The organism is Pedobacter westerhofensis (genome assembly GCF_900182595.1).
In the GTDB taxonomy this organism is placed as follows: Bacteria; Bacteroidota; Bacteroidia; order Sphingobacteriales; family Sphingobacteriaceae; genus Pedobacter; species Pedobacter westerhofensis.
The window spans coordinates 441,054-465,049 of the sequence record NZ_FXTN01000005.1 but is presented as its reverse complement, the minus strand read 5'-3'; the positions used below and the strand labels follow the sequence as shown (position 1 = coordinate 465,049).

The following is a 23,996-nucleotide window of genomic DNA, read 5'->3' as shown; positions in this document are numbered from 1 at the left end:
AGCTGCTTTTGCTCAGTGCCAGATGGGGGCGGCGGGAATTTATTATCTTTGGTAGTACTTAGTGGAGCATCCGCTACTACGCTCGGCAGCCAGTGCGAGGGTCAGTTTGACCCGAAACAGAGGGGCACTTTCGCTGAAATACGCACCAGGTTCAATAAACAATTTAACGGGCATAATTTCTTTGAGATACTTAAAGATAATGAACTCTGGAGATTGCTCTTGTTCTGGAAAGATGTTGACCCATCCGGACTAGAAGATAAGATTATCGAAGAACTCGACCGTCATCAAAACGCCGCACTCATTCTGCTGAAGACTTTCATTCCTACTATTATCCGTACCAGCGGCGCCGATACAGTGATTTTTAAATCTGGCATGAATCTGAAGGGTTATCAGTCAATAGCAGGTATACTGGACCCTAATTTAATCTATGATAAGCTTCTGGAAAGCCATGGGCTTTTGAAGCTGGAGCTTGAGCCGGAAAAATCGGGCGATAGACTTCCATTGAACGATCAGGAAACGATCTATTTATTTCAGCAGCTTCATTTAAAAGATACTTCAGAGCGTTTAGAAACTGATGCACCAGTTGACCCAATTTGAGAAAAGGATGCTTAGTCATATTTGCTAATTGTTTTCTAATTAATTATATTTACGTTATCAATTGCAATTGAATGTCACATTTTTAAAAACAGGGCAGCCTTTTTAATGGCGTAGCCATATTCAAAAATTCATAGTCTGTTATACGCTGATGCAATCTTTGATTGCATCAGCGTATAACAGACTAAAAAAAGAGTACCCCCTTTTCTAAAGAAAAGGGGGTAGGTTCGACCCACCTTCCACCTTTTTAAGAAAGCCATTTTCGAAATGTCCAATTGATCTTAATTCGTCTTTCTGGAGAATTTCACCAATATTCTAGAGAATTGATAAATTCAAAATCATTGACAAAAAAGAATAACTTGAAATGTTGAAACTAGAAAGGGCGGTATTTTGATCAATCTATTCGTAGAACAAATTGTCGAATAAATTTTTCCGTGGAAATCTATCCGAATCCTGGGGAATTGAAAGTTTTCGAATGATTTGAATTCAGGATACTTTCGAGTAGACTAGAATCTTGGAGAATAAAATTTCGTCCACATTTTCTTTGACAAAGATCCTGTTTAAACATCAAAACGACCTTTTAATCCTATCCTGGAGAATTGAATTTTTTTCGACTAAAAAAGATAATGCATCGGAATTTATTTTTTTCAAATATTTTGGAAGAGAATCGAGCGAGTATTGAAGTTGAAAATTATCGAGAGAATAGATCTTTAATTATCATTTTAGGCATTTTACAGTTGAAATTGAAAGGTGATTTTAGCTTTGGATATTTTTCAAGTTTGTCGAATTCGAGTTGACAAAATTTCGACTAGATTTTTTTTTGGAGAATTTAACTCGAGTTTCGGAGAATTGAAATCTAGTCGATATTATCTTGGAGAATTTTTGAAAAAATCTTCGATTAGAAATTGATCGGATTCCTGATTAAAATCGATTTGAGAGAATTTAACTCGATTTTCGGAGAATTGAAAGTTGATCGAATTATCTTAAGGAATTTTTCAAATAACTCTGGATTTGAAATCAAAATAATTCCAGTTTAAACGCATTGAAATAATCCTGGATCATTCTAGGAAAATTAAAATTTGAAATATCTTTTGGCCCAGAGATTTTTCGAGGGCATTTATTTATAAATTTCCCTGAGTTCCGTTACAATTTGATTTAATAAAAGATGTCCTCTGAGGTCTTTGTATTTTTCTGCCAACTGGTATCTGGTGCCACTGGCAGAACCTGTCGACACTATGATGTTATCAGCCGCTAATTTGGTAACTAGGTATTTGATCTGGTTTCTGTTTAAAGATGAAGACAAGCTATTTTCCAATTCGCCAATCTTTGGCGTTGTATTCTGCAAGGCAAATACAATGCTTTCGATTTCTTTGACTAAATACCGCTTGCCGATTTTAGAACTTTCTTCCACCAGTTGATGATATTCAGGAGACAGAATATATTTATTGGTATGGGAAGATGCCCGCTTAATCAATCCTTGTTTTTCCAATTGCGATACCACATCTGCCTTCAAGTTCTGGAAAATACCGTTTCTTATCTTACAAAGGGTAATAATTTGCTCAACACCAAGCTTGGGCTCTTTATCTCCATCCTGATATTCCCGGACAAAGGTATGGAAGGCCTTGTCAATAATTTCGGTTCTGAGCGTTAAGGAAACCTGATGCATATCAGATTCCGTATAGTCCGGTTCTGCCTTGCCTTCAGACAGCGTAATTGAAAATATTTTATCCACTCCCTGTCCGCTTCGCTCAACCAAGCCCGTTTTTTCTAATATCTCGGTCATTAACCTGCTTCTTGGTGTACTGCTTACCGTCAGAATATTTTCAATAGTTACTCCTTTTGGAAAGCCGCCAGGATTGTTGATTGTAATCTTATTCGGGAATTGCTTGATTACCACTTCACTGGTGATGGTATAATCTCGGTGTGCTTCTGCGTTTAACACCGCCTCACGAATGACGCGCTCATTAAAATCAAACAAGTCAAAAATATATGCCCCGGTTTGTATCGGATGCTTACGGTTAAGGACAGGCTGGTTGATCAAATCCCATATGTTATCTATTGCAATAAACAGAGGTTCCTGGATTTCCCTTCTTGCGTCGTGGTGTATTTGTCCCTCTGATCCCCGGAATTCCCAGATCGTTTTACTTTGTGGCAGCTTACGTTCAATTGTTTCCTTCTTTCCTAGTAGAATTAATCCTGCATAATTGATCTTATTACCATCAACAAGCAACTTCAAGTCGGTAAGCACCTGCTCATTGCTTAGTTGCAGGAATCCAGGATTATTCTGCTTCCTGGAATAGGATTCTTTCATTTTGTTTATGGCGTCACTGTCAAGGTCAGCAACGGTAATGCCCTCGCAGATTTTGGCAGAGAAATCGGGCTCCTGTTCCTGTATGATAGATAAATACATTTCATCGGACATTCTTTGTAACTCTTCACCAACTCTCATTAACGGAACATCCTCGAAATGAAGTGCTTTTCCAATCGGTCTGCTTGGAACTTTAATAACCAGGACTCTTTTGCTTCCTTCAAACAGGACCTCTGTTTGCACTCGGATCTTCGTGTCGTTATAAATTCTTTGCTCTAGGACTCCTTCAATGCCTTCAAAAACTTTCGATCCAACAACTTCGTGCGGGTATGCGTCCTTCAACCCAAATGCAAGATACCCGCCTTTTTCATTTGCAAGCGCTACAGTGTAGCCTAAAATGCTCCTGCGCTTTCCATTATATGGATATTGCTGGCTACCTTCCTTAAATTCAATTTTGTCTTCGCTTTCTTTGAGTAATTTTAATTCACTTATAGTCATAAATTATTTAATTCTGGTTAGAAGGATTCTGCCCAAAAATCAGAAAAATATTCTTCAGGAACGAATTATCTATTTTTTAACTCGATTAAACTGCTGTGGACTTCGCATCTTATACAAATTTCAGCAATTTGAAAATCAAAGGAGGGCTTTTGGATTAGTGACACACATTGTTATCGTCTAAGCGGGCATTGAATTAGATCACAAAGCATTGTTTCCTCGTGGTTTCCATTTCTTACACTGCTGCAAGGTAGTATCAGAAAATGGGGTATCACTGCGTGATGCTTGCGACGCGCCGCAATTTCTGATCTCAACCCTGACCTCAATCTCCCAAAAAACCGTAAAAAGTGAACTAATTAAATGTTTCAATTAATCCCAATCACATGGATTCTCCAATTAAAAATGTTAACGATCTTCTTCAGCAGTTCACCGAAACTGCATGCTACTCAACATCCTCTATTGGGATACCGGTACACCGAAGGGGGTACAATATCTGGCACAAAACTACAAATGCTACTGGCTGCTGACGACAATTGCCTTGCACAGTCAGCTGGCAATTAAAAAGCTCGATAAAAGTTTTCAGGTTTGGAAGCTACGTCGTGTTGATCATCCGGAACACCAATTCGTATTAACTTATGAAGACAATTCCAAGCCTTTCTATGTGCTAATATGATAAGGCTAGCTAAAGTCCTAGTTATAATCTTCGTCCTATGAGTGTAAAAGAAGTATGCTAGTTGTCTTTAGTCGGATTTCAACTGATCATTGCTAAACAATTAGTCTAAGCCACAAAAGCAAATGTTATTTATCGTAATCTCTAAGATTAAATGTTCTTGACTCCGATGGGGAATCCGATGTATTCATTTTATCAATGAGTTCTTAAAATCTATGGTCTGCGTAATAATATCTCAAGATTTTATTGGCCTGGCCTCTATCTATTCCTACTTCAGAGAATTTATGCTCTAAGTCATAGAACCCTTTGAAATTTGCCATTTTCGATTCGTCTAAAAAAAACCTCGTCTAATATTTTTCCAACATTATTAAGTTCGTCTTGTGAGACAAATCCAATCATTTCTAATTCATGATCAATAGCGTCTTCAAAACCATTTAATAAGCCATATCTTTGTCCAAATGACGCAGAAAATGCCATTTCAGATGTATTTTTTTGCAGTCTATAGATTTCACCAAGTAGCTTTCCTAAAAGAATTTTGTTGTCTTTTTCCATTTTAGAAAAAAAACTTATTTAATTCATGTGGCCAATCAAAAAGACAGATTTATTAGTAGGTGTTGCTTACTTCAAAGGGCAATCATTTTGGTTTAAATAGGATACGTAATGTTACTTATTTGTTACTCGGACGTTCTAATGTATTGATAATTAGTCAATCATTCTATTCCGGACATTTGGCAAAGGTAACTGCAATTCGGAATTGTTTTATCGTATTTTCGTAAGATGAAGAAAAGTGTTTTTGCTTTTGCGTGTTTATTGCTGTGTCTGATGTCTGTTTTAACGCTGAACGCGCAGTCTAAATTAAAGATCGTGATTATCCGCCACGGTGAGAAGCTGGATAAGTATGAAAATCTGGACTGCAGGGGGCTCAACCGCTCGCTCAAACTGGTAGATGTACTGTATAAAAAAATAGGCATTCCGGATCAAATCTATATACCCTCAGTAGGCAATGGTAACAAAACAACCCATGCAAGAATGTTCCAGACCATCAGCCCTTTCGCTTCTGCCCACAATCTGAGCATAAACAGTAAGTACAGCGGTACCAATTTCGATGGTATCCTTAAAGACCTGGACAAAAAACAAGGCACCGTACTTTTTGTATGGGACCATGAGAATATCGCGGCCCTTGCAAATGCACTGGGCGTAAAGGGAAAATTAAACTGGAGCGATGCCGACTTTGATTCGATCTGGATCATTACCGGCAAGAAGAAGAACAGGGTACTGCAAAAAGATAAAGAAGGAATTGTTCCTGCCGGGAACTGCGGGCCATGGTAAACCATTTTACCCTGAAGATGATAATGTAAATAATAATATCATAAATTTGCAGCAAAGCAATCCTATCAGTGTTATCAGTTCCAGGTATAAAAACTCTTCTTGTCACCATTCTTCTGTTTTTTGGACTGGGATTTAATCAGGCTGAGGCGCAGAATGTCACTGTTGCGGGAGATTCTGCTGTAACACAAAAATTTTACAAACCGCGTGTACCAAGGGATTCTGCATTTCTGGCCAGGCAGAAGTTTGTTACGGACTCTATCATGACACATACCTGGATCCTGCCAGATTCACTGATCAACCGGCACATACTAATAGATAGTATTGTAAAAGCCAATGTTTTTGAGAAGCTGGATATAGAAGCCTGGTTTAAGAAATACGGGAAATTTAAAAAACTGAATAAATTCAGGACCGGCAACCCGCTTCCGAAGGGAAAGACCTGGGTGCTGGGCTTTATCTGTTTATTACTTGTCGTTTTTGCGGTTTTAAGGATCTCTTTTGCCAAGCAGCTGCAGAATATCATACAGTCGTTTTACAGCAACAGGGGCTTAAATAATCTCAACAAAGAAGATAACGTGTTTAGCTCCTGGCCTTTTCTTTTCCTGTTTATTCAGTTTGGCTTTACCATCGGGATGTTTTTCTACCTGGTAGCCCAGTATTACCAGCTGGCCTATGTCCACCAGGGCTTCCGCTTTTTTGCGGGCGTATCCGTGCTGATCGTGGTGCTGTATGCGCTTAAAATTGTGCTGCTCCGTTTACTGGGGCACCTGTTTAACATTCAGAAAGCCGTCAGCGAATACATATCTATATTATATTTAAGTTATTTTAACATCTCATTAATTTTCATCCCGCTGGTGGTGGCTTTTGCCTTGTCGCCATTGAAATATGGTATCTATTACATAGTTATCTCTTTCGTATTGCTGGCGGTGATATTCACGTTTCAATTGATAAGGGCGGGAGTAAACATTTTATCTCATTATCGTTTTTCAAAGTTCTATTTATTTATGTACTTTTGTGCCCTCGAAATATGCCCTATTTTGATATTAATCAAGGCAATAGGTTTACAGCTGTAAAAGTTAAAATGCAAGAAATGACAGAAGATAGGTTGCGTAAAGTAAAAAGTATACTGATAACTTTGCCAAAACCCGAAACAGAAAAATCGCCTTATTTTGATTTGGCAAAGAAATACAACTTAAGAGTTGATTTCAGATCCTTTATTCACGTAGAAGGCATTCCTGCACGGGATTTCAGAAAAGATAAGATCACGCTGAGTGAATATACTGCTGTAGTTTTTACCAGCAGAAATGCCGTGGACCATTTTTTCAGGATTTGCGAGGAAATGCGGTATGAAGTACCTGCAGATTTGAAATACTTTTGTATTTCAGAATCTACGGCACTTTATCTTCAGAAGTACATTCAGTACCGGAAGCGCAAGATCTTCTTTGGCAAGCAGACCGCTGCGGATCTGGCAGAAGTACTGAAGAAACATTCCGGTGAAAAATTCCTGTACCCATGTTCTGATGTGGCTACAGAAGACACCATGAACTTCCTGATGAAGAACGGATATGATCTCACCCCGGCAGTATTGTTCAAAACTGTAGTGAGCGATCTGTCTGATCTGGCAGATGTGACTTATGATGTGATCGCCTTCTTTAGCCCTTCCAGCATTCAGTCGCTTTATACAAATTTCCCTGATTTCCAACAGAATAACACCAGGCTTGCTGCATTTGGGGTAAATACACACAAGGCTGTAAGGGACAAGGATCTGATCGTTGATATCGCCGCACCCTCACCTGAATCCCCTTCTATGATTATGGCCATAGAGAATTATATTAAAAAGTCTAATAAATAAGGCGCAGTTGTTGCCTCAATTCCCCAGAGTGGGGAATGTAAAATATTTGCATTTTCTTGAATAATCATCATAGGCAAGTTGTTAACAAATAGGTAACGGCTTGCCTATTTTGCGTTTAAGAGAGATTTTTATGTTGAAATAGTTGTTTATGTCAATCATAATCTATAAAATTGTGTAAAATTGCTCAACGGCTTATGAGGAAAATTTACACGCTAGGTTTTATAATGATTGCAATTCTTGCTTCCAGTTGCGGAAAAGGTGGGCAGGGAGAGCTTGTGGGCGTATATAACCGGAAATTCAACAATAAAAAAATGCCCCGCGGAATGGTTTACATTCCTCAGGGTAAAACGCTGATCGGGATGTCTGACGAGGATATTAACAATTCTCAGACTGCCCCAAGCAAAATGACCTCTTTTAGTGCATTCTACATGGATGAAACTGAGATCACTAACGCCGAATACAGGCAGTTTGTGAACTGGGTCAGAGATTCTGTAGCACTGACCACATTAGGCCCCGGCGCAGCAGCGGCATATTTCAACAATGCAAAAACTACCCCGGGTGGCGCAAGTCTCTCCTCACAAAAAAATATCAACTGGAAAAAGGTAGGCAATGGCTCCAGCTTATGGAGCAATAAAAGCGGTGGCCTGAACGCAAAGCTGCAGGATATGTATTACAGCGGCGATGATGCTCTGCCCGGACGTCCTGAACTGGATGTAAGGAAATTCAGATATTCTTACAGCTTCGTGAATCTTGACCTTGCAGAAAAAGGCAGAAAAGACCCTACAAAAAAACGTAAGGATTTTATCGAAAGCTATGTAGACTCTCCTGATCCGAATAACCCTAACCAGTTTCCATCGGTAAGTGTTTATCCTGACACAATGGTTTGGAAAATCGATTATTCTTATTCACAGAATGATCCGATGGTAAAATCATATTTCAATCACCCCTCATATGATAATTACCCTGTAGTGGGCGTTTCATGGGAACAGGCAAATGCTTTCTGTGTTTGGCGTACCCGTTTGTATGAGCCGGTTGCTGCACAAAGAAAACTTCCGATCAGTTCGCGCCCTGAATACAGGCTGCCTACTGAAGCTGAATTTGAATATGCGGCCAGAGGAGGTAACTCAAAAACGAAATATCCATGGGGCGGCCCATATATCAGAAATACCAAGGGGTGTATGCAGGCCAACTTTAAAGTGGGAAGAGGAAACTATGCCGACGACGGTGGTTTGTACACTGTAAATGTAAGGTCGTATTTCCCGAATGACTACGGACTGTACAATATGGCCGGTAATGTTTCAGAATGGACAGTTACTGCTTACAATAACTCTGCTTCACCATTATTGCTCGATTTCAACCCAAACTTCACCTATGTGGCAAAGGGATCTGACAGCAAATACATGAAACGCAAGGTTGTTCGCGGAGGTTCATGGAAAGACATCGGTTTCTTCCTTCAGAATTCTGTAGGTACTTACGAGTACCAGGACCAGGCCAGATCTTACATCGGTTTCAGATGTGTTTCTTCATTCGCCGGTACAGATATCAATTTCAAAAACTAAACGTTAAAAATTCTCGTAAAAACTAATACATCAACATTTATCTTATCTAAAACATGGCAACAAAAAAGAAGTTTGATTGGTTACACGTAGCCATATCATGGGGTGCAAGTATCGTTATTATCGGAGCATTATTCAAAATCCTTCACCTTGGTGGAATCTGGGGAAACTATATGATCGGTATCGGTTTGGGAGTAGAAGCATTTCTATTCTTCTTAACAGGATTTTTCCCGCCTGCACCAGAACCAGCATGGGACAGGGTATATCCTGAACTGAGCGATGATTTCAGTGGTGAATTACCTAAAGTTTCTGCAAGACCGGTAGCCGTTGCGCAAACAGGTTTCTCTTCAACTGCAGCACTGGATAAGATGCTTGGAGATGCTAAAATAGGCCCTGAACTGATCGAAAGCTTAGGCACTGGCCTGCGTACTTTTGGCGACAAAGTTGCGGCGATCACTTCTGTTGCGGATGCCTCAACGGCAACTACAGAATATACCGGCAAAATTAAACTTGCTTCGGCAAGCTTTGATACACTGAATGGTGCTTTCACAAAAGCTACTGCCCATTTAGCTGAACTGGGCGAAACCAGTACAGATGCCAAGGCATACCATGAGCAGGTAACTAACCTCGCAAAGAACCTTTCTTCTTTAAATGCTGTATATGAACTGGAATTGCAGGATTCAAGTGCACATTTAAAATCAATGAATAAATTTTATCAGAACTTGTCCCTTACCATGAACAACTTTAATGAATCTATGGAAGATTCTAAACAGTTCAAGGAAGAGGTTGGTAAACTGGCTAAAAACCTGTCATCACTTAATGCGATTTACGGCAATATGCTGACAGCGATGAACTCGCCGCGTACCTAGTCAGATAATTAATTATTTACTTAACCAGAGAGAGCTAATATAATGGCCGGAGGAAAAGAATCAGCAAGGCAGAAGATGATCAATATCATGTATTTGGTATTGTTAGCTATGCTTGCGCTAAACGTATCTGATACAATATTGAATGCATTTAAGAATATCAATGATAGTCTTGAATCATCAAGGACAAATGTGAATACCAGCATTGACCAGCTCTTTACCGCTTTTCAAAATACAAAGCTGAAAGAAGAGCCGGCAAGGGCACAGCCTATTTGGGATAAAGCCAACCAGGCAAAAAAATATGCTGATGAGCTGAATGCGTACGTACAGCAGTTAAAACAACAGTTTAATACCGCCGGTGGCGGATTGAGCGAAGAAACAGGCGACCTTGTTGAAAGAGGGAACCTTGATATCGCCCAGGGGATCATGATCAACCAGAAAGAAGGCGAAAAGCTGAAAGCCAAGATCAACGATACCAGGGAAAAGCTGATTGCCTTGCTTGAGCCGCAGGACCGCAAAAGTGTTTCCTTTTCACTGGAAGCAAAAGACGCGGATAAAAACGTTTCTGGCAAAAAATTATGGGAAGACATTAACTTTGGTGAAGGAACTCCTTTAACGGCTGCAAATACGGTGCTGACCAAGATCCAGGCGGATACTAAAAATGCTGAAGCTGAGATCGTAAAGAAATTGTTCGGAAATATGGATAAATCACTGGTGAACCTGGATCAGTTTGCTGCGGTAGCAGTAGCACCAAGTTCGTATGTGATACAGGGACAGCCTTATGCTGCTCAGGTATTCCTTACCGCGAGTGATTCAAAATCAAGCCCTGAAATTACAGTTAACGGCAGCAGGCTGAATACCAAAGACGGTAAAGGTACATATACCGGTGGTACAGGATCTGTTGGGGTCTTCAAATGGTCCGGCGTGATCCGTGTAAAACAAACTGACGGCCAGGTAAAAGAATACAGGACACCGGAACAGACTTACCAGGTGGCCAAGCCATCGGCTACGGTTTCTCCTGATAAGATGAACGTAATTTATGCAGGTATACCAAACCCATTCTCAGTATCTGCTGCAGGTTTTCCACTGGAAAGCGTAAGAGCGAGCATGCCGGGCGGATCTATTACAGGTTCAAATGGTAAGTTCTCGGTGAAAGTTGGTGCAGATCAGGTTGGTAAAACACTTAACATTTCCGTTTCTGCAAGCAATGCAGGCAAAACACTTAATTTAGGTTCCCAGGCATTCAGGGTAAAAGCCCTGCCTACACCTAAAGCCTTTATTAAAGGTAAATCAGGAGGTAACGTAGATCTGGAATGGCTGTCGAGAGCCAACATGATCGAAACACAGCTTGATGATTTCGTATTTGATATTACTTATAAAGTGATCAGGTTTAATACTACATTCATTAATCCAAGATCAGATGCTGTTACGATGGCAAACCCTGGTGGTTCTTTTGGCGGACAGGTGAAAGGTGCGCTGAACTCTATCAAACCGGGTGCTACTGTTATCTTTAAAGATATCGTTGTGGAAGGTCCTGATGGCAGACAAAAAAGCCTGGATGCAATAACATTTATAGCTAAATAGATTCAAGATGAAAAAAGTTCTATATACTATTATCCTGCTGTTATTTGGAACAGCATCTTTTGCGCAAACACCGGCTGCTCCGGTAAGTGGCCCTGTTCTTAAAAAAACCAAGATCAAGACTCCACCTAAAGACGGTTTCTATGCCAGAAAAGATGTGGATAGTAGTGTTATGGTGCCTTTTGCAGACGTAAGGGAGGAGGATGTTTTCTATTCTAAACGTGTTTGGCGCGAAATCGACCTGCGTGATACCATCAACTCGGTATTGAAATCAGAAAGTTCCAAACTGATTGAGATCCTGATGGATGCTGTTGCAAATGAAGAATTAACAGTTTATTCTCCAAAGGATACTACTTCAGGTAAATTACTGGAAGACAACGACTCTTTTAAGATTGCGTTAACTGCCAATGAGGCCCTGACAAGCGCCAGGGGAACTTCAGAAGGAGATCCTGATGCTAATGGCAAAGTAGGTGCCCCAATCATGAAAAGACTGAGGCCGGACGAGTTCCTGAAATACAGGATCAAGGAAGACTGGATCCTGGATGTGAAAAGATCTGTTTTTGAGCCGCGCATCATCGGTATCGCACCAATGAAGATGGTTGAAGGTAACTGGCAGCCGGTATTCTGGATCTACTATGACGAGGCAAGGCCGTTGTTAAGTAAATCAAAACTGGTAAATCCGGCCAACGACGCCTCTGTGCTCACTTATGATGATTTCTTCGTCAGACGTTTATTCTCCAGTAACATCGTGAAAGAGACTAACCCTGCAAATAAAACGATTATCGAGATCCTCAACCAGACAGATCCGAAAGATCCGAGAAAGTTATATGAATCTGACCGTATCAAAAAAGGAATGTCAGACTACGAACAGAGTCTCTGGGAGTACTAATCCAGACTGCTGGACCCTGCATTCCACATGATAAACAAAACCCCGGTGCTGATAGTACCGGGGTTTTTTGCTTCAATACTTTTCCAAAGGCTTTTAAATCCCCGATGATGCTGTCTGGCCGCTATATATTTTTGGCTGCAAAAAAGGCCAGCAGTGTTGTGACCTGCGACTTATTCAGTACCTTTTCCAGCTCTGCGATCGGCGCTTCTTTGATCTTCTTTACCGATTTAAACTGGCGCAGCAACTTGTCTGCCGTCGTTTTTCCAATCCCCGGAATAGATTCCAGTTCGGTCTTCAGTGTGCCCTGGTCGCGTTTCTTCCTGTGGAAAGTGATACCAAAACGGTGGGCCTCATCCCGAAGCTGCTGGATCACCTTCAACGTTTCCGATTTCTTGTCCAGGTGCAGCGGATAGCTGTCACCGGGATAATACAATTCTTCCAGGCGCTTGGCAATACCAATCACAGTAACCTTCTTATCAATACCCAGCTTCTTCAGGCTGCTTACCGCAGAGGATAGCTGCCCTTTACCACCGTCAATAATGATCAGCTGGGGCAAACTCTCTTCTTCCTCCAGCATGCGTTTATATCGCCTGTATACGGCTTCTTCCATGGTGGCAAAATCGTTTGGCCCTTCCACGGTCTTCACATTAAAATGCCTGTAATCCTTTTTTGAAGGTTTCGCATCTTTAAAAACTACAATAGCCGACACCGGGTAGGCACCCTGGAAGTTGGAGTTATCAAAACATTCAATATGCACAGGCAGCTGCGTAAGCATCAGGTCCTTCTGCATCTGTGTTAAAATGCGCTCGGAACGCAGGTCGGGATTCAGTTTTTCATACTGGTTGAGCTTTTCGCGTCTGAAGAACAACACGTTTTTATGAGAAAGTTCCAGCAGGTTCTTCTTTTCTCCAAGCTTTGGAACCGTGAATTTCAGGTTCTCGTCAGACAGGGTGATGTCAAAAGGGACAATCACTTCCTTGGAAGTACTGTTAAACTTTGTCCTGAATTCGGTAATCGCGATTGTCAGCAATTCCTCGTCAGACTCGTCCAGGCGTTTTTTGATCTCTATGGTCTGGGTCTGGATGATGCTGCCGTTCATGATCTTCAGGTAGTTCACAAAAGCATACCTTTCATCAGAAGCAATGTTTACAACATCCACATTGGTGATCGAGCTGTTCACCACGGTAGATTTGCTCTGGTATTTTTCCAGTACCAGCAGTTTTTTCTGGTACTGATGGGCATATTCAAAGTTAAGGTCGGCCACCGCATTTTTGATAATCTGCTTTACCTCCCTGATCACATTGCTGATCTTCCCGTTTAATATCTCTTTAATTTCTTCAATATTCTGATCATAGTCAATGTGCGACTGGTACGCCTGGCAGGGGCCTTTGCAGTTACCGATCTGATATTCAAGGCATACCTTAAACTTGCCGCTGTCGATATTCTCATCTGTCAGGGGCAGGTTGCAGGTACGCAAAGGATAGGTCTCCTTGATCAGGTCAAGGATCGTATGCATCATCCCTACTGAGGCATATGGGCCAAAATAAGTTGATCCGTCCTTGATCTTATTTCTCGTCCAGTAAATACGCGGGAAAGCTTCCTTTTTGATGATAATCCATGGATAGGTCTTATCATCCTTCAGCATGATATTGTACCTGGGCTGATGCTTTTTGATCAGGCTGTTCTCCAGCAGCCAGGCATCGATTTCACTGTCTACAATCGTAAAGGTGATCTTCCTGATCTTGGAAACCAGTACCCTGGTCTTGCCATTCATCTGGGTATCCTGATTAAAATAAGAGCCCACCCGGTTTCTCAGGTCTTTGGCCTTACCGATATAGATCAGGGTATCCTCCTGGTCCCAGTACTGATAAACACCAGGATTATGCGGAATATCGGCTAATGCCTTTTTGTAATCAAAACTGCTCATTTAAAACCCTAACTTCTGATCCAGTGCTGTAGTGTCTGTCTGCTGCTGCTGATACTGGTTGCAATCATAAGTGATAGATACACCGTTTTTCGGCATTTCAAAATCACCCTTGCTGATCTTTAATTTTGAATTTGCGTACACCTTTTTGAAGAAGCCTCCAAAAACAGGCATTGCCGTTTTCGCACCTTCACCCTGGTTTGTATTGATAAAGTGGAAAGCACGGTCTTCGCAGCCCGTCCAAACCCCGGCAACCAGGTCCGGCGTGATACCAACAAACCACCCGTCAGAGTTGTTTTGTGTAGTACCCGTTTTTCCGCCAACCGGAGTGGTAATTCCATATTTACTGATCAGCGGGTAGCCAAAGCCGGTTTTAACTACGCCGATCAGCATACGCGTCATCACATAGGCTACCTCTTCGTTCATCGCCGGATGTTTCTGAGGTGTCTGCGAGAACAGTACCACACCGTTCTTATCTTCAATCCTTAAAATATAGGTAGGCTGTGTCCATACCCCTTTATTGGCAAATACGCTGTAGGCACCCACCATATCAAAAACTGAAGCATCAAAAGTACCCAGTGCTATCGAAGGATAGGCAGGTACGTTTGAGGTGATCCCCATTTTCTTTGCCAGTGTGGCTACGGCTGTAGGGCCAACCTGTTTCATCAGGTAAGCAGCAATAAAGTTCTGAGAATAGGCCAGTGCTTTCTGCAGCGTCAGGTAACCCGGGAGTGTACCTCCGGATTTTGGTGTCCAGGGCGCACTGCCCGGCACTTCTATCGTCACCGGCTCATTCAACACCTGGTAACATGGCGAATAACCATTCTCGATGGCTACAGAATATGTAAAAGGTTTGGCTGTAGAGCCTACCTGCCTGGTTCCCATTTTCACCTGGTCATATTTAAAATGCTGATAGTTGATACCGCCTACCCAGGCTTTTACATAACCTGTTTTAGGGTCCATCGCCATCATGGCATTTCTCAGCAATAATTTATAATATTTTACCGAATCGATCGGTTTCATCAGTGTATCAATATCGCCCTTCCAGGTAAAGATGCTCATCTCCGCAGGAGTATTAAAATCAGATTTGATCTCTTCATCAGATTTCCCTTCCAGCTGCAAAGCCTTGTAGCGGTCTGACCTTTTCATGCCCTGTTCAATCTGCAGTTCCTTGTCCTTAAAAGGATCTTTGCCCTTCCAGCTTTTCAGAAATTGTGCCTGCAGCAGTTTCATCGCATCTCTCTGCGCATCTTCGGCATACACCTGCATGTCATAGTTGATCGTTGTGATCACACGGAGGCCGTCCCTGTCCAGGTCGTATGGTGATCCATCTGCCTTAACGATCGAACGTTCCTGGAAAATCCTTCTGATATCGTTTTTCAGCACGGCCCTGAAATAGGGAGCAATGCCGTCATTTACCGTAGCTGCACTGAAGTGTAAAGCCAGGGGCTTCTCTTTTTCTGCATCAAATTCCTGCTGGGTAAGCATTTCTTCCTTTACCATGTTGGCCATTACCGTATTACGGCGGGCTAAAGAGCGTTCCGGGTTGCGGGTAGGAGAGTACCGCGTAATCCCTTTCTGCAGCCCTACCAGCGTAGCGGCCTGTGGTACGGTAAGCTGATCAGGAGTAGTATTAAAATATACCCTGGCGGCCGACTTAATCCCGTATGCCTGGTTACCAAAATCTACGGTATTCAGGTACATCGTGATGATTTCTTCTTTGGTATAGTTACGTTCCAGTTTAACCGCTACAATCCATTCCTGGAATTTCTGCATCAGCCTTTTAAAGAAATTGCGCTGGCGGCCTTCTTCTGAGAAAAGGTTAAGGGCAAGCTGCTGGGTAATCGTACTGGCACCCTGCTTCTTGCCGATCATATTATAAAAGATGATCGTGAAAGTACGTTTAAAGTCGATTCCCGAGTGTTCCTTAAAACGGGTATCCTCAGTTGAGATCAGCGCGTTGATCACATTGGGAGAGATCTGCGAGTAATTTACATTGGATCGGTTCTGCACAAAGTAAGTGCCCAGAACCCTTTTATCCTCTGTAAGAATTTCTGTGGCCTGGTTACTTTTTGGGTGTTCAATATCCCTGAACGAGGGCAGCGCGCCAAATAATCCGAATCCAATGGCAACGATGAATAAAGAAAATATAACAAGTGCTCCGATTAAAAACTTCCAGAGGGTAAGGTTGTATGATTTTATCTCTGCAGCTGATATATTTTTGGTCATTTTTGATAGGTGTTTTTGTAGAACTCTAAGTATTTAGTTACAAGATCCTTACTCTGGAGTTTCTCGAAGTTTTCCTTACTAATAATAAAGCTGGAATATATTCCGGCCGGAACTTTCATGATCTGACTCAACTGGGGAGTTATTCCATCAGCGTAACTTTTTGCTTCTGCAAAACTACTAAAGTTCCCAACATATATCAGTTGGTCATTGTCAAATTCTGTTAATTGATGCCTAAGGCCCGCTCCGGCGTAATTGCCCCGGTTAAACTGGCCGATACCGAAGCGGGAAGAGCTAAGGCGAATGCTGGCGTCTTCCACGTCAATAACAAAGTAATATAATGTTGATACAGCGGTGCTAAAGATCTGGCTTGCAGGAACCAGTGGTACTGGTGGTACAGCTTCTTTTGGTATTTCTTTCACAGGCACTTCTGCGGTTTTAACCTCCGGTTTCGGTGCTTCGGCGGTCTGCACGGCCTGTTGCGGCAACGGCTGCGATGGCAATGGCTCTGATGCGAAGAAACGCGGCTCATTGGTGTCAAAATCAGGTAATGCTACCTTCCTTTTGCTGAATTCATCTTTATGCGCAGCAATATAGGCCAGGTGGTTTTTTACCAGCGGCACGATTATTTTATCCAGCGGATAATCGGTCGTGATCAGGGTAAAAGCAGCTACCAGGCTGTCAATTGGCTGTGTCCTGCCGATGGCGATGGCCTTTAGGTAACTCAGCTGCGGATTTACCATACTGTTTGGATATTGCGCAATCGTAGCATTAGCTGAAGTGATCACCTGCGGAAAAGCTTTTCTTTCATACTGGTCGAACACCTGATTATACACAGCCAGTACTTTGGCTTCCAGTTCTGACTGTTTCACGGAATACTGCGGATCGAGTATTGTTTTCGCGTAAACGCTTGCAGGGAACTGATCAAGCACAAGTTTCCTGTATTTACTTGCCAGGGCTGCGTTGGTCTCCTTATAGCCCAGGTATAAACTGTAATAAATCGAAGACAGCCTGTTGTTTTCCGGAAAACGGCTCAGGATCAGTTGGTAGATGCGCAGTGCCTCTGCCTGATCTCCAAGCTCCTGCTGATAGAAGTTAGCCATTTCATAATAAGCATCGATAATCTGCTGGTTTGATGCTGCCAGCTGCGGCGCCGTCAGCGGGATGGCAGAGATATACCTGCCGGCGGACGTATCAGCAGCGCTGCCAGTCCCATCCATTTTTACGGTTGGCTTGCCACCATTCTCCACTTTGGCAATACTTTCCGTAGTTGCCTGTGATGATGATTTCAGGCTCTGGCGCCAGTCGTCCTCCAGCTTCCTGTTGCCCCATCTCGTCGTAAAATCAGAACTGCCCCTGCTCATCGCCGCGGTATTGCTGAAATAAAAGGTAGAAGCGCTGTTCAGGGCAGTGCTGCCAATGGCAGTTGCTGGCTGGTTGGCCCCTGCAAAAGGATCTTCTTTGAAAGTGCCGTTATCAGCCGCAGCCTTACTTGCCTGCTGCGTAATCTGTTTGATCCTGCTCAGGCGTTCTGCCTCCGGCAATTTTGCCAGCAGCTGCAGGGTATCCTGAAAAGCAATGATCTCATAGCGCCTACTGATGTATTCCAGGTTGTCACTTTTTTTAAGGATCTGTTCGTAACCCGGATAATTTTTTGGCAGGGTAGTGACAGTGCTGTCATAATAATCCTTTGCCTTCAGGAAATTCCTGAACTCCTTAAAGTTCAGATCGGCCAGCCGCAGATAGGAAATGCCTTTCTGATAGCTGTTTTTGCTGCTGTTGCGTACAGACAGCTTATAATATTTTTCGGCACCGCTAAAGTCGCTCTCATCTGCATAGCTTTCTGCAATCTGATAATAGATCTGATCAATATAGTCCAGGTTTTTATCGTCCCTCAGCAAGGCTGTTAACTGTTTTTTGCGGTTGATGCGCTCTCCGTTCAGCAGGCCTGTCAGCCTGATCCTGTTCAGGTTTGCATTAAAGTAGAGCTCAAAGGCTGCATTGCTTTTCTGCACGCGGAGGTAATGCGCCAGCGCTTCCTTATAATCCTTTTGCTGTTCATAGAGCTGGGCAAGAATATAGGTCCAGCGGATGCGGTTACGTTTTAGCGGCGTTGCTTTTACAGCATTGTTCAGCAGTAATATCGCATCACTGTACCGGCCCTGGTAAATATACATTTGTGCGATGGTGGCCAGGGGCTCGGCTTTATGACCTTTAATATCCGGCAGGTCACGGTATACTGTATCCAGGATCAGTGCGGCATCCTTCAGGTTATCCAGCTGCATCAGGCTCCTGGCTTTCCAGTTGAGCGCACTCAGCCTGATATTGGGATTTGCAATGTATGTTTTTGCGGTGTAATCGAAATATTCTTCAGAAACAAAGTAATTGGTCTTGTAGTACTGTGCCCTTCCCAGCAGGATGTAGGCGTCATCAATGTAATTGCTGAATGATTTATCGGCAATGATGGCCTGTGCCTTGGTAATGATCTTATCCAGGTCGCGCTCATTTACCGGAACATTGGCCACGGTACTGAAACTGAATTTCTCCGGCACGGTATATACCGGCAGGATCTCATTGTAATTGTCCTTATAAGTTTCGTACAGCTGTTCCTCATAGTTATCCAGGATCAGGTTGGAGTTGTAGATATAGTTATATCTTGCAGTGAGGTTTTGCATGCCCCTGCTCATCGCGGTATCTTTGGGAGTACCACATGCTGCCAGAAGACACAGCCCTATAAGAGAAGACATTAATCTGATGTTGCTATACGCTGTATTCTTCAAAAGATAGAATTGGTTCAGTACAAATGTAACAGAATATGACAAAAGTATTTTATTCACCACTATTTTCTAAGTAAATTAATTTAAATTTTATGTTTGCATAATCTATGGATAATAAACGCAAAGGAAAAAACACCACAAATTTTGTAAGGTATACCGGCATGGGCTTCCAGATGCTGGCTGTAATTGGTTTGTTTGCCTTTGCAGGATATAAAATAGATACGTACCGGCATAGCGATAAGTTTATTTTTATGGCGATTTTAGGATTAACCGGTGTGATTATCTCACTTTACCAGGTTGTGAGACAACTGAATAGTAAAGAATAAGAGATGGATTCATCCGCTAATTTTATACTTTTGTAAAAAAAAGAGATTTGAGTTTAGCCAAATTTACCCTGTATTATGTGATCTATGCGCTGGTTCTTGCCGGAATCGCCTATGCACTGCCCCTCGTATTTCCCGGGACCCCACTGCTCGTTAAAAAGTTCTGGCTGGTATTCTGTTTTCTCGGTGTGCTCACCTACATCGCTTACCTGACTGCTTTTTTCGGGATGAAAATTGATCCGCAGGCCGGTGTAATGGCCATTATGGGCTCTATTGTTTTGAAAATGATCTTTTCTCTGGCTTTCGTGCTGATTTACAGCCTGAATAGCTCAGAAAAGGGGATAGTTTTCGCGCTCAACTTTTTTTCTTTATATTTATTGTTCAGCTTCTTTGAAATATACTCCCTGTTATGTAACTTGCGCCACCAAAATAAATAGTAAAAATCTGCCAGTAAATGGATTGTAGCCACGTTTTTGATTTTAAAGTTAGTAGGTTAATTGTTGTTTTCACGCTTTTTTTAGCGTTTTTCTTTGTAACACCCCTGTTATATGCACAGGAAGACACATTGAAGACAACTGAAGCCGCTCATGCCGAACCAGAGGCAGAGAAGAAGTTTAATCTGGGTAAGTTTGCTTTGCATCATGTTGCTGATTCGCACAGCTGGCATGTATTCGGTGACTATACAATTGGTCTGCCGGTTATCCTTTATACCCCTGCAGGATTAGTAACATTTAACGCCAGTGATTTTCATGGTGATGATGACGCTAAGGTTGTAGTTGAAAGGGCCGGTCAGCGTTTTGTAAGTGTGCACGATAAAATCTATTATGCATCAGCACAGGCAAACGAACATGGCGCTTATGCAGAACATGATGCTGCAGGCAAAGTGAAAAACGCCCGCCCATTGGATTTCTCTATCACCAAGAATGTTTGTACCCTGTTGCTTTCTGTAGTGCTGCTGCTTGCAGTGTTCCTTAAAGTTGCCAACGGATATAAAGTAAGAAAAGGCAAATCCCCACGCGGAATACAGTCCTGGTTTGAGCCCCTGATCATGTTTGTACGTGATGATATTGCTATTCCTAACCTGGGTCATAAGTATGAGCGTTTCATGCCGTACCTGCTTACCGTGTTTTTCTTTATCTGGTTTAACAATATGCTGGGGCTGATCCCTTTCCTTCCGGGAGGAGCCAACCTGACAGGAAATATCTCTATTACCGTAGTTCTGGCAACGATCACCTTCCTGCTGGTAAACTTCAACGGTAACAAATACTACTGGAAACACATCTTTACTCCTGATGTGCCATGGTGGTTATACATCGTACTGGTACCGGTAGAGATCATTGGTATATTTACCAAGCCAATCGCACTGGCCATTCGTTTATTTGCCAACATCACTGCAGGCCACATCCTGGTACTTGCACTGATCGGGCTGATCTTCGTTTTCAACTCTGTTTTTGTTTCGTTTGTATCTGTTCCCTTCGCTCTATTCATTTACGGAATTGAGCTGCTGGTAGCATTTATACAGGCTTTTATATTTACCATTTTATCTGCACTGTTCATTGGAATGGCCGTAGAAGATCACCACTAATTAGAATTTTTAACAACAATTAATATATAGAATCATGATTACAGGAAGTATTGCTGCAATTGGTGCTGGATTAGCTGCTATCGGCGCTGGTATGGGTATCGGAAAAATCGGTAGTTCAGCTATGGAAGGTATTGCCCGTCAACCGGAAGCAGCCTCTAAAATTCAAACTGCGATGTTGATCGCTGCTGCATTCGTTGAAGCAGTTGCTCTTTTCGCGGTAGTAGTTGCATTAGTGTAACTAAAAATGGTATTGTACTTTGTAGGATTGCTACAAAGTACAATCTATTGTTTAAGAAAGAAGATTTACATATATATACTTAGATGGAATTATTATTACCGGAAATTGGTTTAGTTGTTTTTCAGACAATAGCATTTCTATTGTTGATGTTTGTTTTGGCGAAATTTGCCTGGAAGCCTATTTTAGCTTCGATCAAAGAACGTGAACATACCATTGATGAGGCCTTAAACCAGGCTGAACTGGCTAAACAGGAAATGGTACGTCTGGCTGCCCAGAATGAGGAAACGATGAAACAGGCACGTGCCGAAAGAGATCTGATCCTGAAGGAAGCAAAAACATTAAAAGATTCTATCGTTAATGAGGCAAAACAACAGGCTCATGCTGAAGGCGCCAAATTAATCGAAAAAGCAAGGATAGAAATCGAAAACCAAAAGAAAGCTGCTTTGGCTGAATTGAAAAATCAGGTTTCAACATTATCAATTGATATCGCTGAGCGCGTATTGCGTGGTCAGTTAGCTGATAAAGCTAAGCAACAGGAATTGGTTGCCGGTCTGTTGAAAGATGTTGAATTGAATTAATTCCAGCTCACTAATAAAATATAACATGTCAGAAAATAAAGCAGCATCAAGATACGCCAAGTCTTTAATCGACCTTTCAACAGAGCAGAACTCTTTTGAGGAAATGAAAAATGATATGGCCCTTATTGAGCAGGTCATCGGCCAAAACAATGAGCTTGAGGCAATTCTTCAGAACCCTGTTATCCCTCTGGACAAAAAGTATTCAATTCTTGATGGGATCTTCGGTAAAAGTATTTCTGCGATTACCAAAGCATATCTGAAACTGATTGTCAGTAAAGGCCGTTCTGCTATTTTATTTGATACTACCAAAGCATTCATCAGACAATACAATGTGATCAAGGGAATTGTAACCGCTGAGGTTACTTCTGCAGTTGCATTAACTGATGCCAATAAAGAAGAGATCGTTGCGGTAGTTAGAAAGGAAATTGGGGCAAAAGAAGTCATCATCAAAGAAAAAGTAAACGAAAAGCTGATTGGCGGTTTTATTCTTAAGGTTGGTGATAAACAATTTGATGCCAGTATTGCTGGTAGCTTAAATAAACTAAAAAAGGAACTTTCCCACGGCGTGGTTTAGGTCCCGGAATCATTTATAGAATTACAAAAGAAATAATATAAAATTATGGTAGAGGTAAGACCAGACGAAGTATCGGCAATTATCAGACAACAATTGTCGGGCTTTAAATCAGAAGCCGAACTTGAAGAAGTTGGTACCGTATTACAAGTGGGTGATGGTATTGCCCGTGTTTATGGTTTAACTAAAGTTCAATCAGGTGAGCTCGTTGAATTTGAAAATGGCCTGCAAGGTATTGTTTTGAACCTTGAAGAAGATAACGTTGGTGTGGTTTTATTAGGCCCCTCAGCTGAGATCAAAGAAGGTGACACAATTAAACGTACCAAGAAAATTGCCTCTATCCAGGTTGGTGAAGGTATGTTGGGCCGTGTTGTAAACACACTTGGCGAACCTATCGATGGTAAAGGCCCGATCATCGGCCAGACATATGAGATGCCGATCGAGCGTAAAGCTCCGGGTGTAATCTATCGTCAGCCGGTTGCTGAGCCACTTCAGACAGGTATCAAAGCGATTGACGCGATGATCCCGATTGGCCGTGGTCAGCGTGAGCTTGTTATTGGTGACCGTCAGACAGGTAAAAGTGCCGTTTGTATCGATACCATTATCAATCAAAAAGAATTTTATGAAGCAGGTAACCCTGTTTTATGTATATATGTTGCCTGTGGTCAGAAAGCAAGTACTGTAGCAAACGTTGTCCGTACTTTAGAAGAGAACGGTGCAATGGCTTACACAGTTGTTGTTTCGGCTTCTGCAGCAGATCCTGCTCCATTGCAGTTTTACGCGCCTTTCTCTGGTGCTGCAATTGGTGAGTACTTCCGTGATACAGGTCGCCCTGCACTGATCGTTTATGATGATTTGTCTAAACAGGCTGTGGCTTACCGTGAGGTTTCACTGTTGTTGCGTCGCCCACCGGGCCGTGAGGCTTATCCTGGTGACGTGTTTTACCTGCACAGCCGTTTACTGGAGCGTGCGGCAAAGATCAACGCCAACGACGAGATCGCAAGACAAATGAACGATCTTCCTGAGTCTATCAAAGGTATCGTTAAAGGTGGTGGTTCATTAACTGCCCTTCCGATTATCGAAACTCAGGCAGGTGACGTTTCTGCATATATCCCTACCAACGTAATTTCAATTACTGACGGACAGATTTTCCTGGAATCAAACCTGTTCAACGCAGGTGTACGTCCGGCTATTAACGTAGGTATCTCGGTATCACGTGTAGGTGGTAACGCACAGATCAAATCAATGAAAAAAGTTGCTGGTACATTGAAACTGGATCAGGCACAGTACCGTGAGCTGGAGGCGTTCTCTAAATTCGGATCTGACCTTGATGCGGCTACAAAATCTGTACTGGACAAAGGTTCAAGGAACGTTGAGATCTTAAAACAAGGTCAGTTCTCTCCAATGTCTGTAGAAAAACAGGTTGCTATCATTTATATCGGTACCAAAAACCTGATGCGTTCAGTTCCTGTAAACAAAATCAGGGCATTTGAAGCTGAATATTTACAACAACTGGAATTGCGTTACCCACAAACACTGGCTGCTTTAAAAGCTGGTAAACTGGATGATGAGATTACTTCAGTGTTAGAAACTGTAGCTAAAGAACTTTCAGCGAACTACTAATTATACAGGAAGAA

The 23,996-nt window shown here is 42.2% G+C and carries 21 protein-coding genes; 16 read left to right on the top strand and 5 right to left on the bottom strand.

The features are described from left to right. The coding region (locus FN831_RS27695) for a hypothetical protein (RefSeq protein ID WP_185960458.1) at window positions 1–597 on the top strand (597 nt) is incomplete at its 5' end. A gap of 1,114 nt (window positions 598–1,711) precedes the next feature. Here FN831_RS27695 and FN831_RS12340 read toward each other — a convergent pair. Next, window positions 1,712–3,400, bottom strand: a complete 1,689-nt coding sequence (locus FN831_RS12340; RefSeq protein ID WP_142528508.1) for an ATP-binding protein — start codon at window positions 3,398–3,400, stop codon at window positions 1,712–1,714. 436 nt (window positions 3,401–3,836) lie between these two features. On the opposite strand from FN831_RS12340, the gene FN831_RS28410 reads away from it, so the two are divergent. Continuing rightward, the gene (locus tag FN831_RS28410; protein WP_394348302.1) at window positions 3,837–4,070 is read left to right on the top strand and encodes a DUF6876 family protein; all 234 of its coding nucleotides are present in this window, start codon (window positions 3,837–3,839) and stop codon (window positions 4,068–4,070) included. A gap of 291 nt (window positions 4,071–4,361) precedes the next feature. Here the strand turns inward: FN831_RS28410 and FN831_RS12335 are convergent, their stop codons facing one another. Continuing rightward, the gene (locus FN831_RS12335) at window positions 4,362–4,619 is read right to left on the bottom strand and encodes a hypothetical protein (RefSeq protein ID WP_142528507.1); all 258 of its coding nucleotides are present in this window, start codon (window positions 4,617–4,619) and stop codon (window positions 4,362–4,364) included. Window positions 4,620–4,889: 270 nt separating this feature from the next. On the opposite strand from FN831_RS12335, the gene FN831_RS12330 reads away from it, so the two are divergent. The 7 genes from FN831_RS12330 to porN all read left to right on the top strand — a co-directional run bounded on the left by FN831_RS12330 (window position 4,890) and on the right by porN (window position 12,137). Next, window positions 4,890–5,396 carry a histidine phosphatase family protein gene (locus FN831_RS12330; RefSeq protein ID WP_142528506.1) on the top strand — a complete coding sequence of 169 codons (507 nt, stop codon included), beginning with the start codon at window positions 4,890–4,892 and terminating at the stop codon, window positions 5,394–5,396. Between the two features lie 68 nt (window positions 5,397–5,464). After that, window positions 5,465–6,466, top strand: coding sequence for a DUF4271 domain-containing protein (locus FN831_RS12325; RefSeq protein ID WP_246101493.1), 1,002 nt, complete (start codon window positions 5,465–5,467; stop codon window positions 6,464–6,466). A gap of 8 nt (window positions 6,467–6,474) precedes the next feature. Beyond that, window positions 6,475–7,245 (top strand): uroporphyrinogen-III synthase, encoded by a 771-nt coding sequence (locus FN831_RS12320; RefSeq protein WP_142528505.1) that lies wholly within the window; start codon window positions 6,475–6,477, stop codon window positions 7,243–7,245. A 194-nt stretch (window positions 7,246–7,439) separates the two neighbouring features. After that, window positions 7,440–8,804 (top strand): T9SS ring complex lipoprotein PorK/GldK, encoded by a 1,365-nt coding sequence (porK, locus tag FN831_RS12315; protein WP_142528504.1) that lies wholly within the window; start codon window positions 7,440–7,442, stop codon window positions 8,802–8,804. Window positions 8,805–8,857: 53 nt separating this feature from the next. Continuing rightward, complete coding sequence (gene porL / locus FN831_RS12310) at window positions 8,858–9,670, top strand: type IX secretion system motor protein PorL/GldL (RefSeq protein ID WP_142528503.1); 813 nt, start codon at window positions 8,858–8,860, stop codon at window positions 9,668–9,670. A 42-nt stretch (window positions 9,671–9,712) separates the two neighbouring features. Next, complete coding sequence (gene porM, locus FN831_RS12305) at window positions 9,713–11,251, top strand: type IX secretion system motor protein PorM/GldM (RefSeq protein ID WP_142528502.1); 1,539 nt, start codon at window positions 9,713–9,715, stop codon at window positions 11,249–11,251. 7 nt (window positions 11,252–11,258) lie between these two features. After that, window positions 11,259–12,137, top strand: a complete 879-nt coding sequence (gene porN, locus FN831_RS12300) for a type IX secretion system ring subunit PorN/GldN (RefSeq protein ID WP_142528501.1) — start codon at window positions 11,259–11,261, stop codon at window positions 12,135–12,137. A 121-nt stretch (window positions 12,138–12,258) separates the two neighbouring features. Here porN and uvrC read toward each other — a convergent pair whose 3' ends face one another. The 3 genes from uvrC to porW are packed head-to-tail and all read right to left on the bottom strand — an operon-like array spanning window position 12,259 to window position 19,034. After that, window positions 12,259–14,064: an excinuclease ABC subunit UvrC gene (uvrC, locus tag FN831_RS12295; RefSeq protein ID WP_142528500.1), complete on the bottom strand. Its 1,806-nt coding sequence runs from the start codon at window positions 14,062–14,064 to the stop codon at window positions 12,259–12,261. Next, entirely contained in the window at window positions 14,065–16,290 is a 2,226-nt protein-coding gene (locus FN831_RS12290; protein ID WP_142528499.1) for a transglycosylase domain-containing protein, read from the bottom strand. Then, window positions 16,287–19,034 carry a type IX secretion system periplasmic lipoprotein PorW/SprE gene (porW, locus tag FN831_RS12285; RefSeq protein WP_142528498.1) on the bottom strand — a complete coding sequence of 916 codons (2,748 nt, stop codon included), beginning with the start codon at window positions 19,032–19,034 and terminating at the stop codon, window positions 16,287–16,289. Before porW ends, FN831_RS12290 begins: the two co-directional genes overlap by 4 nt. 137 nt (window positions 19,035–19,171) lie before the next feature. Between porW and FN831_RS12280 the strand changes: the two genes are divergently transcribed. From FN831_RS12280 to atpA, 7 genes are all read left to right on the top strand, one after another. Beyond that, window positions 19,172–19,390: an AtpZ/AtpI family protein gene (locus FN831_RS12280; RefSeq protein WP_142528497.1), complete on the top strand. Its 219-nt coding sequence runs from the start codon at window positions 19,172–19,174 to the stop codon at window positions 19,388–19,390. Window positions 19,391–19,437: 47 nt separating this feature from the next. Next, window positions 19,438–19,824 carry a hypothetical protein gene (locus FN831_RS12275; protein WP_142528496.1) on the top strand — a complete coding sequence of 129 codons (387 nt, stop codon included), beginning with the start codon at window positions 19,438–19,440 and terminating at the stop codon, window positions 19,822–19,824. A gap of 17 nt (window positions 19,825–19,841) precedes the next feature. After that, window positions 19,842–20,972: a F0F1 ATP synthase subunit A gene (gene atpB / locus FN831_RS12270; RefSeq protein WP_142528495.1), complete on the top strand. Its 1,131-nt coding sequence runs from the start codon at window positions 19,842–19,844 to the stop codon at window positions 20,970–20,972. A 37-nt stretch (window positions 20,973–21,009) separates the two neighbouring features. Then, on the top strand, window positions 21,010–21,210 hold the full coding sequence (gene atpE, locus FN831_RS12265; protein WP_090555667.1) for an ATP synthase F0 subunit C: 201 nt from the start codon (window positions 21,010–21,012) through the stop codon (window positions 21,208–21,210). An 83-nt stretch (window positions 21,211–21,293) separates the two neighbouring features. Then, the gene (gene atpF / locus FN831_RS12260) at window positions 21,294–21,788 is read left to right on the top strand and encodes a F0F1 ATP synthase subunit B (RefSeq protein WP_142528494.1); all 495 of its coding nucleotides are present in this window, start codon (window positions 21,294–21,296) and stop codon (window positions 21,786–21,788) included. A gap of 25 nt (window positions 21,789–21,813) precedes the next feature. Further along, complete coding sequence (gene atpH / locus FN831_RS12255) at window positions 21,814–22,362, top strand: ATP synthase F1 subunit delta (protein ID WP_142528493.1); 549 nt, start codon at window positions 21,814–21,816, stop codon at window positions 22,360–22,362. Window positions 22,363–22,407: 45 nt separating this feature from the next. Continuing rightward, the gene (gene atpA, locus FN831_RS12250; RefSeq protein WP_142528492.1) at window positions 22,408–23,982 is read left to right on the top strand and encodes a F0F1 ATP synthase subunit alpha; all 1,575 of its coding nucleotides are present in this window, start codon (window positions 22,408–22,410) and stop codon (window positions 23,980–23,982) included. Window positions 23,983–23,996: the final 14 nt, after the last annotated feature.

Coding starts and splice junctions, on each gene's coding strand:
- FN831_RS12340 (WP_142528508.1), bottom strand. CDS start 3,400: ATGACTATAAGTGAATTAAAATTACTCAAAGAAAGCGAAGACAAAATT.
- FN831_RS28410 (WP_394348302.1), top strand. CDS start 3,837: ATGCTACTCAACATCCTCTATTGGGATACCGGTACACCGAAGGGGGTA.
- FN831_RS12335 (WP_142528507.1), bottom strand. CDS start 4,619: ATGGAAAAAGACAACAAAATTCTTTTAGGAAAGCTACTTGGTGAAATC.
- FN831_RS12330 (WP_142528506.1), top strand. CDS start 4,890: ATGTCTGTTTTAACGCTGAACGCGCAGTCTAAATTAAAGATCGTGATT.
- FN831_RS12320 (WP_142528505.1), top strand. CDS start 6,475: ATGCAAGAAATGACAGAAGATAGGTTGCGTAAAGTAAAAAGTATACTG.
- porK (WP_142528504.1), top strand. CDS start 7,440: ATGAGGAAAATTTACACGCTAGGTTTTATAATGATTGCAATTCTTGCT.
- porL (WP_142528503.1), top strand. CDS start 8,858: ATGGCAACAAAAAAGAAGTTTGATTGGTTACACGTAGCCATATCATGG.
- porM (WP_142528502.1), top strand. CDS start 9,713: ATGGCCGGAGGAAAAGAATCAGCAAGGCAGAAGATGATCAATATCATG.
- porN (WP_142528501.1), top strand. CDS start 11,259: ATGAAAAAAGTTCTATATACTATTATCCTGCTGTTATTTGGAACAGCA.
- uvrC (WP_142528500.1), bottom strand. CDS start 14,064: ATGAGCAGTTTTGATTACAAAAAGGCATTAGCCGATATTCCGCATAAT.
- FN831_RS12290 (WP_142528499.1), bottom strand. CDS start 16,290: ATGACCAAAAATATATCAGCTGCAGAGATAAAATCATACAACCTTACC.
- porW (WP_142528498.1), bottom strand. CDS start 19,034: ATGTCTTCTCTTATAGGGCTGTGTCTTCTGGCAGCATGTGGTACTCCC.
- FN831_RS12280 (WP_142528497.1), top strand. CDS start 19,172: ATGGATAATAAACGCAAAGGAAAAAACACCACAAATTTTGTAAGGTAT.
- atpB (WP_142528495.1), top strand. CDS start 19,842: ATGGATTGTAGCCACGTTTTTGATTTTAAAGTTAGTAGGTTAATTGTT.
- atpF (WP_142528494.1), top strand. CDS start 21,294: ATGGAATTATTATTACCGGAAATTGGTTTAGTTGTTTTTCAGACAATA.
- atpH (WP_142528493.1), top strand. CDS start 21,814: ATGTCAGAAAATAAAGCAGCATCAAGATACGCCAAGTCTTTAATCGAC.
- atpA (WP_142528492.1), top strand. CDS start 22,408: ATGGTAGAGGTAAGACCAGACGAAGTATCGGCAATTATCAGACAACAA.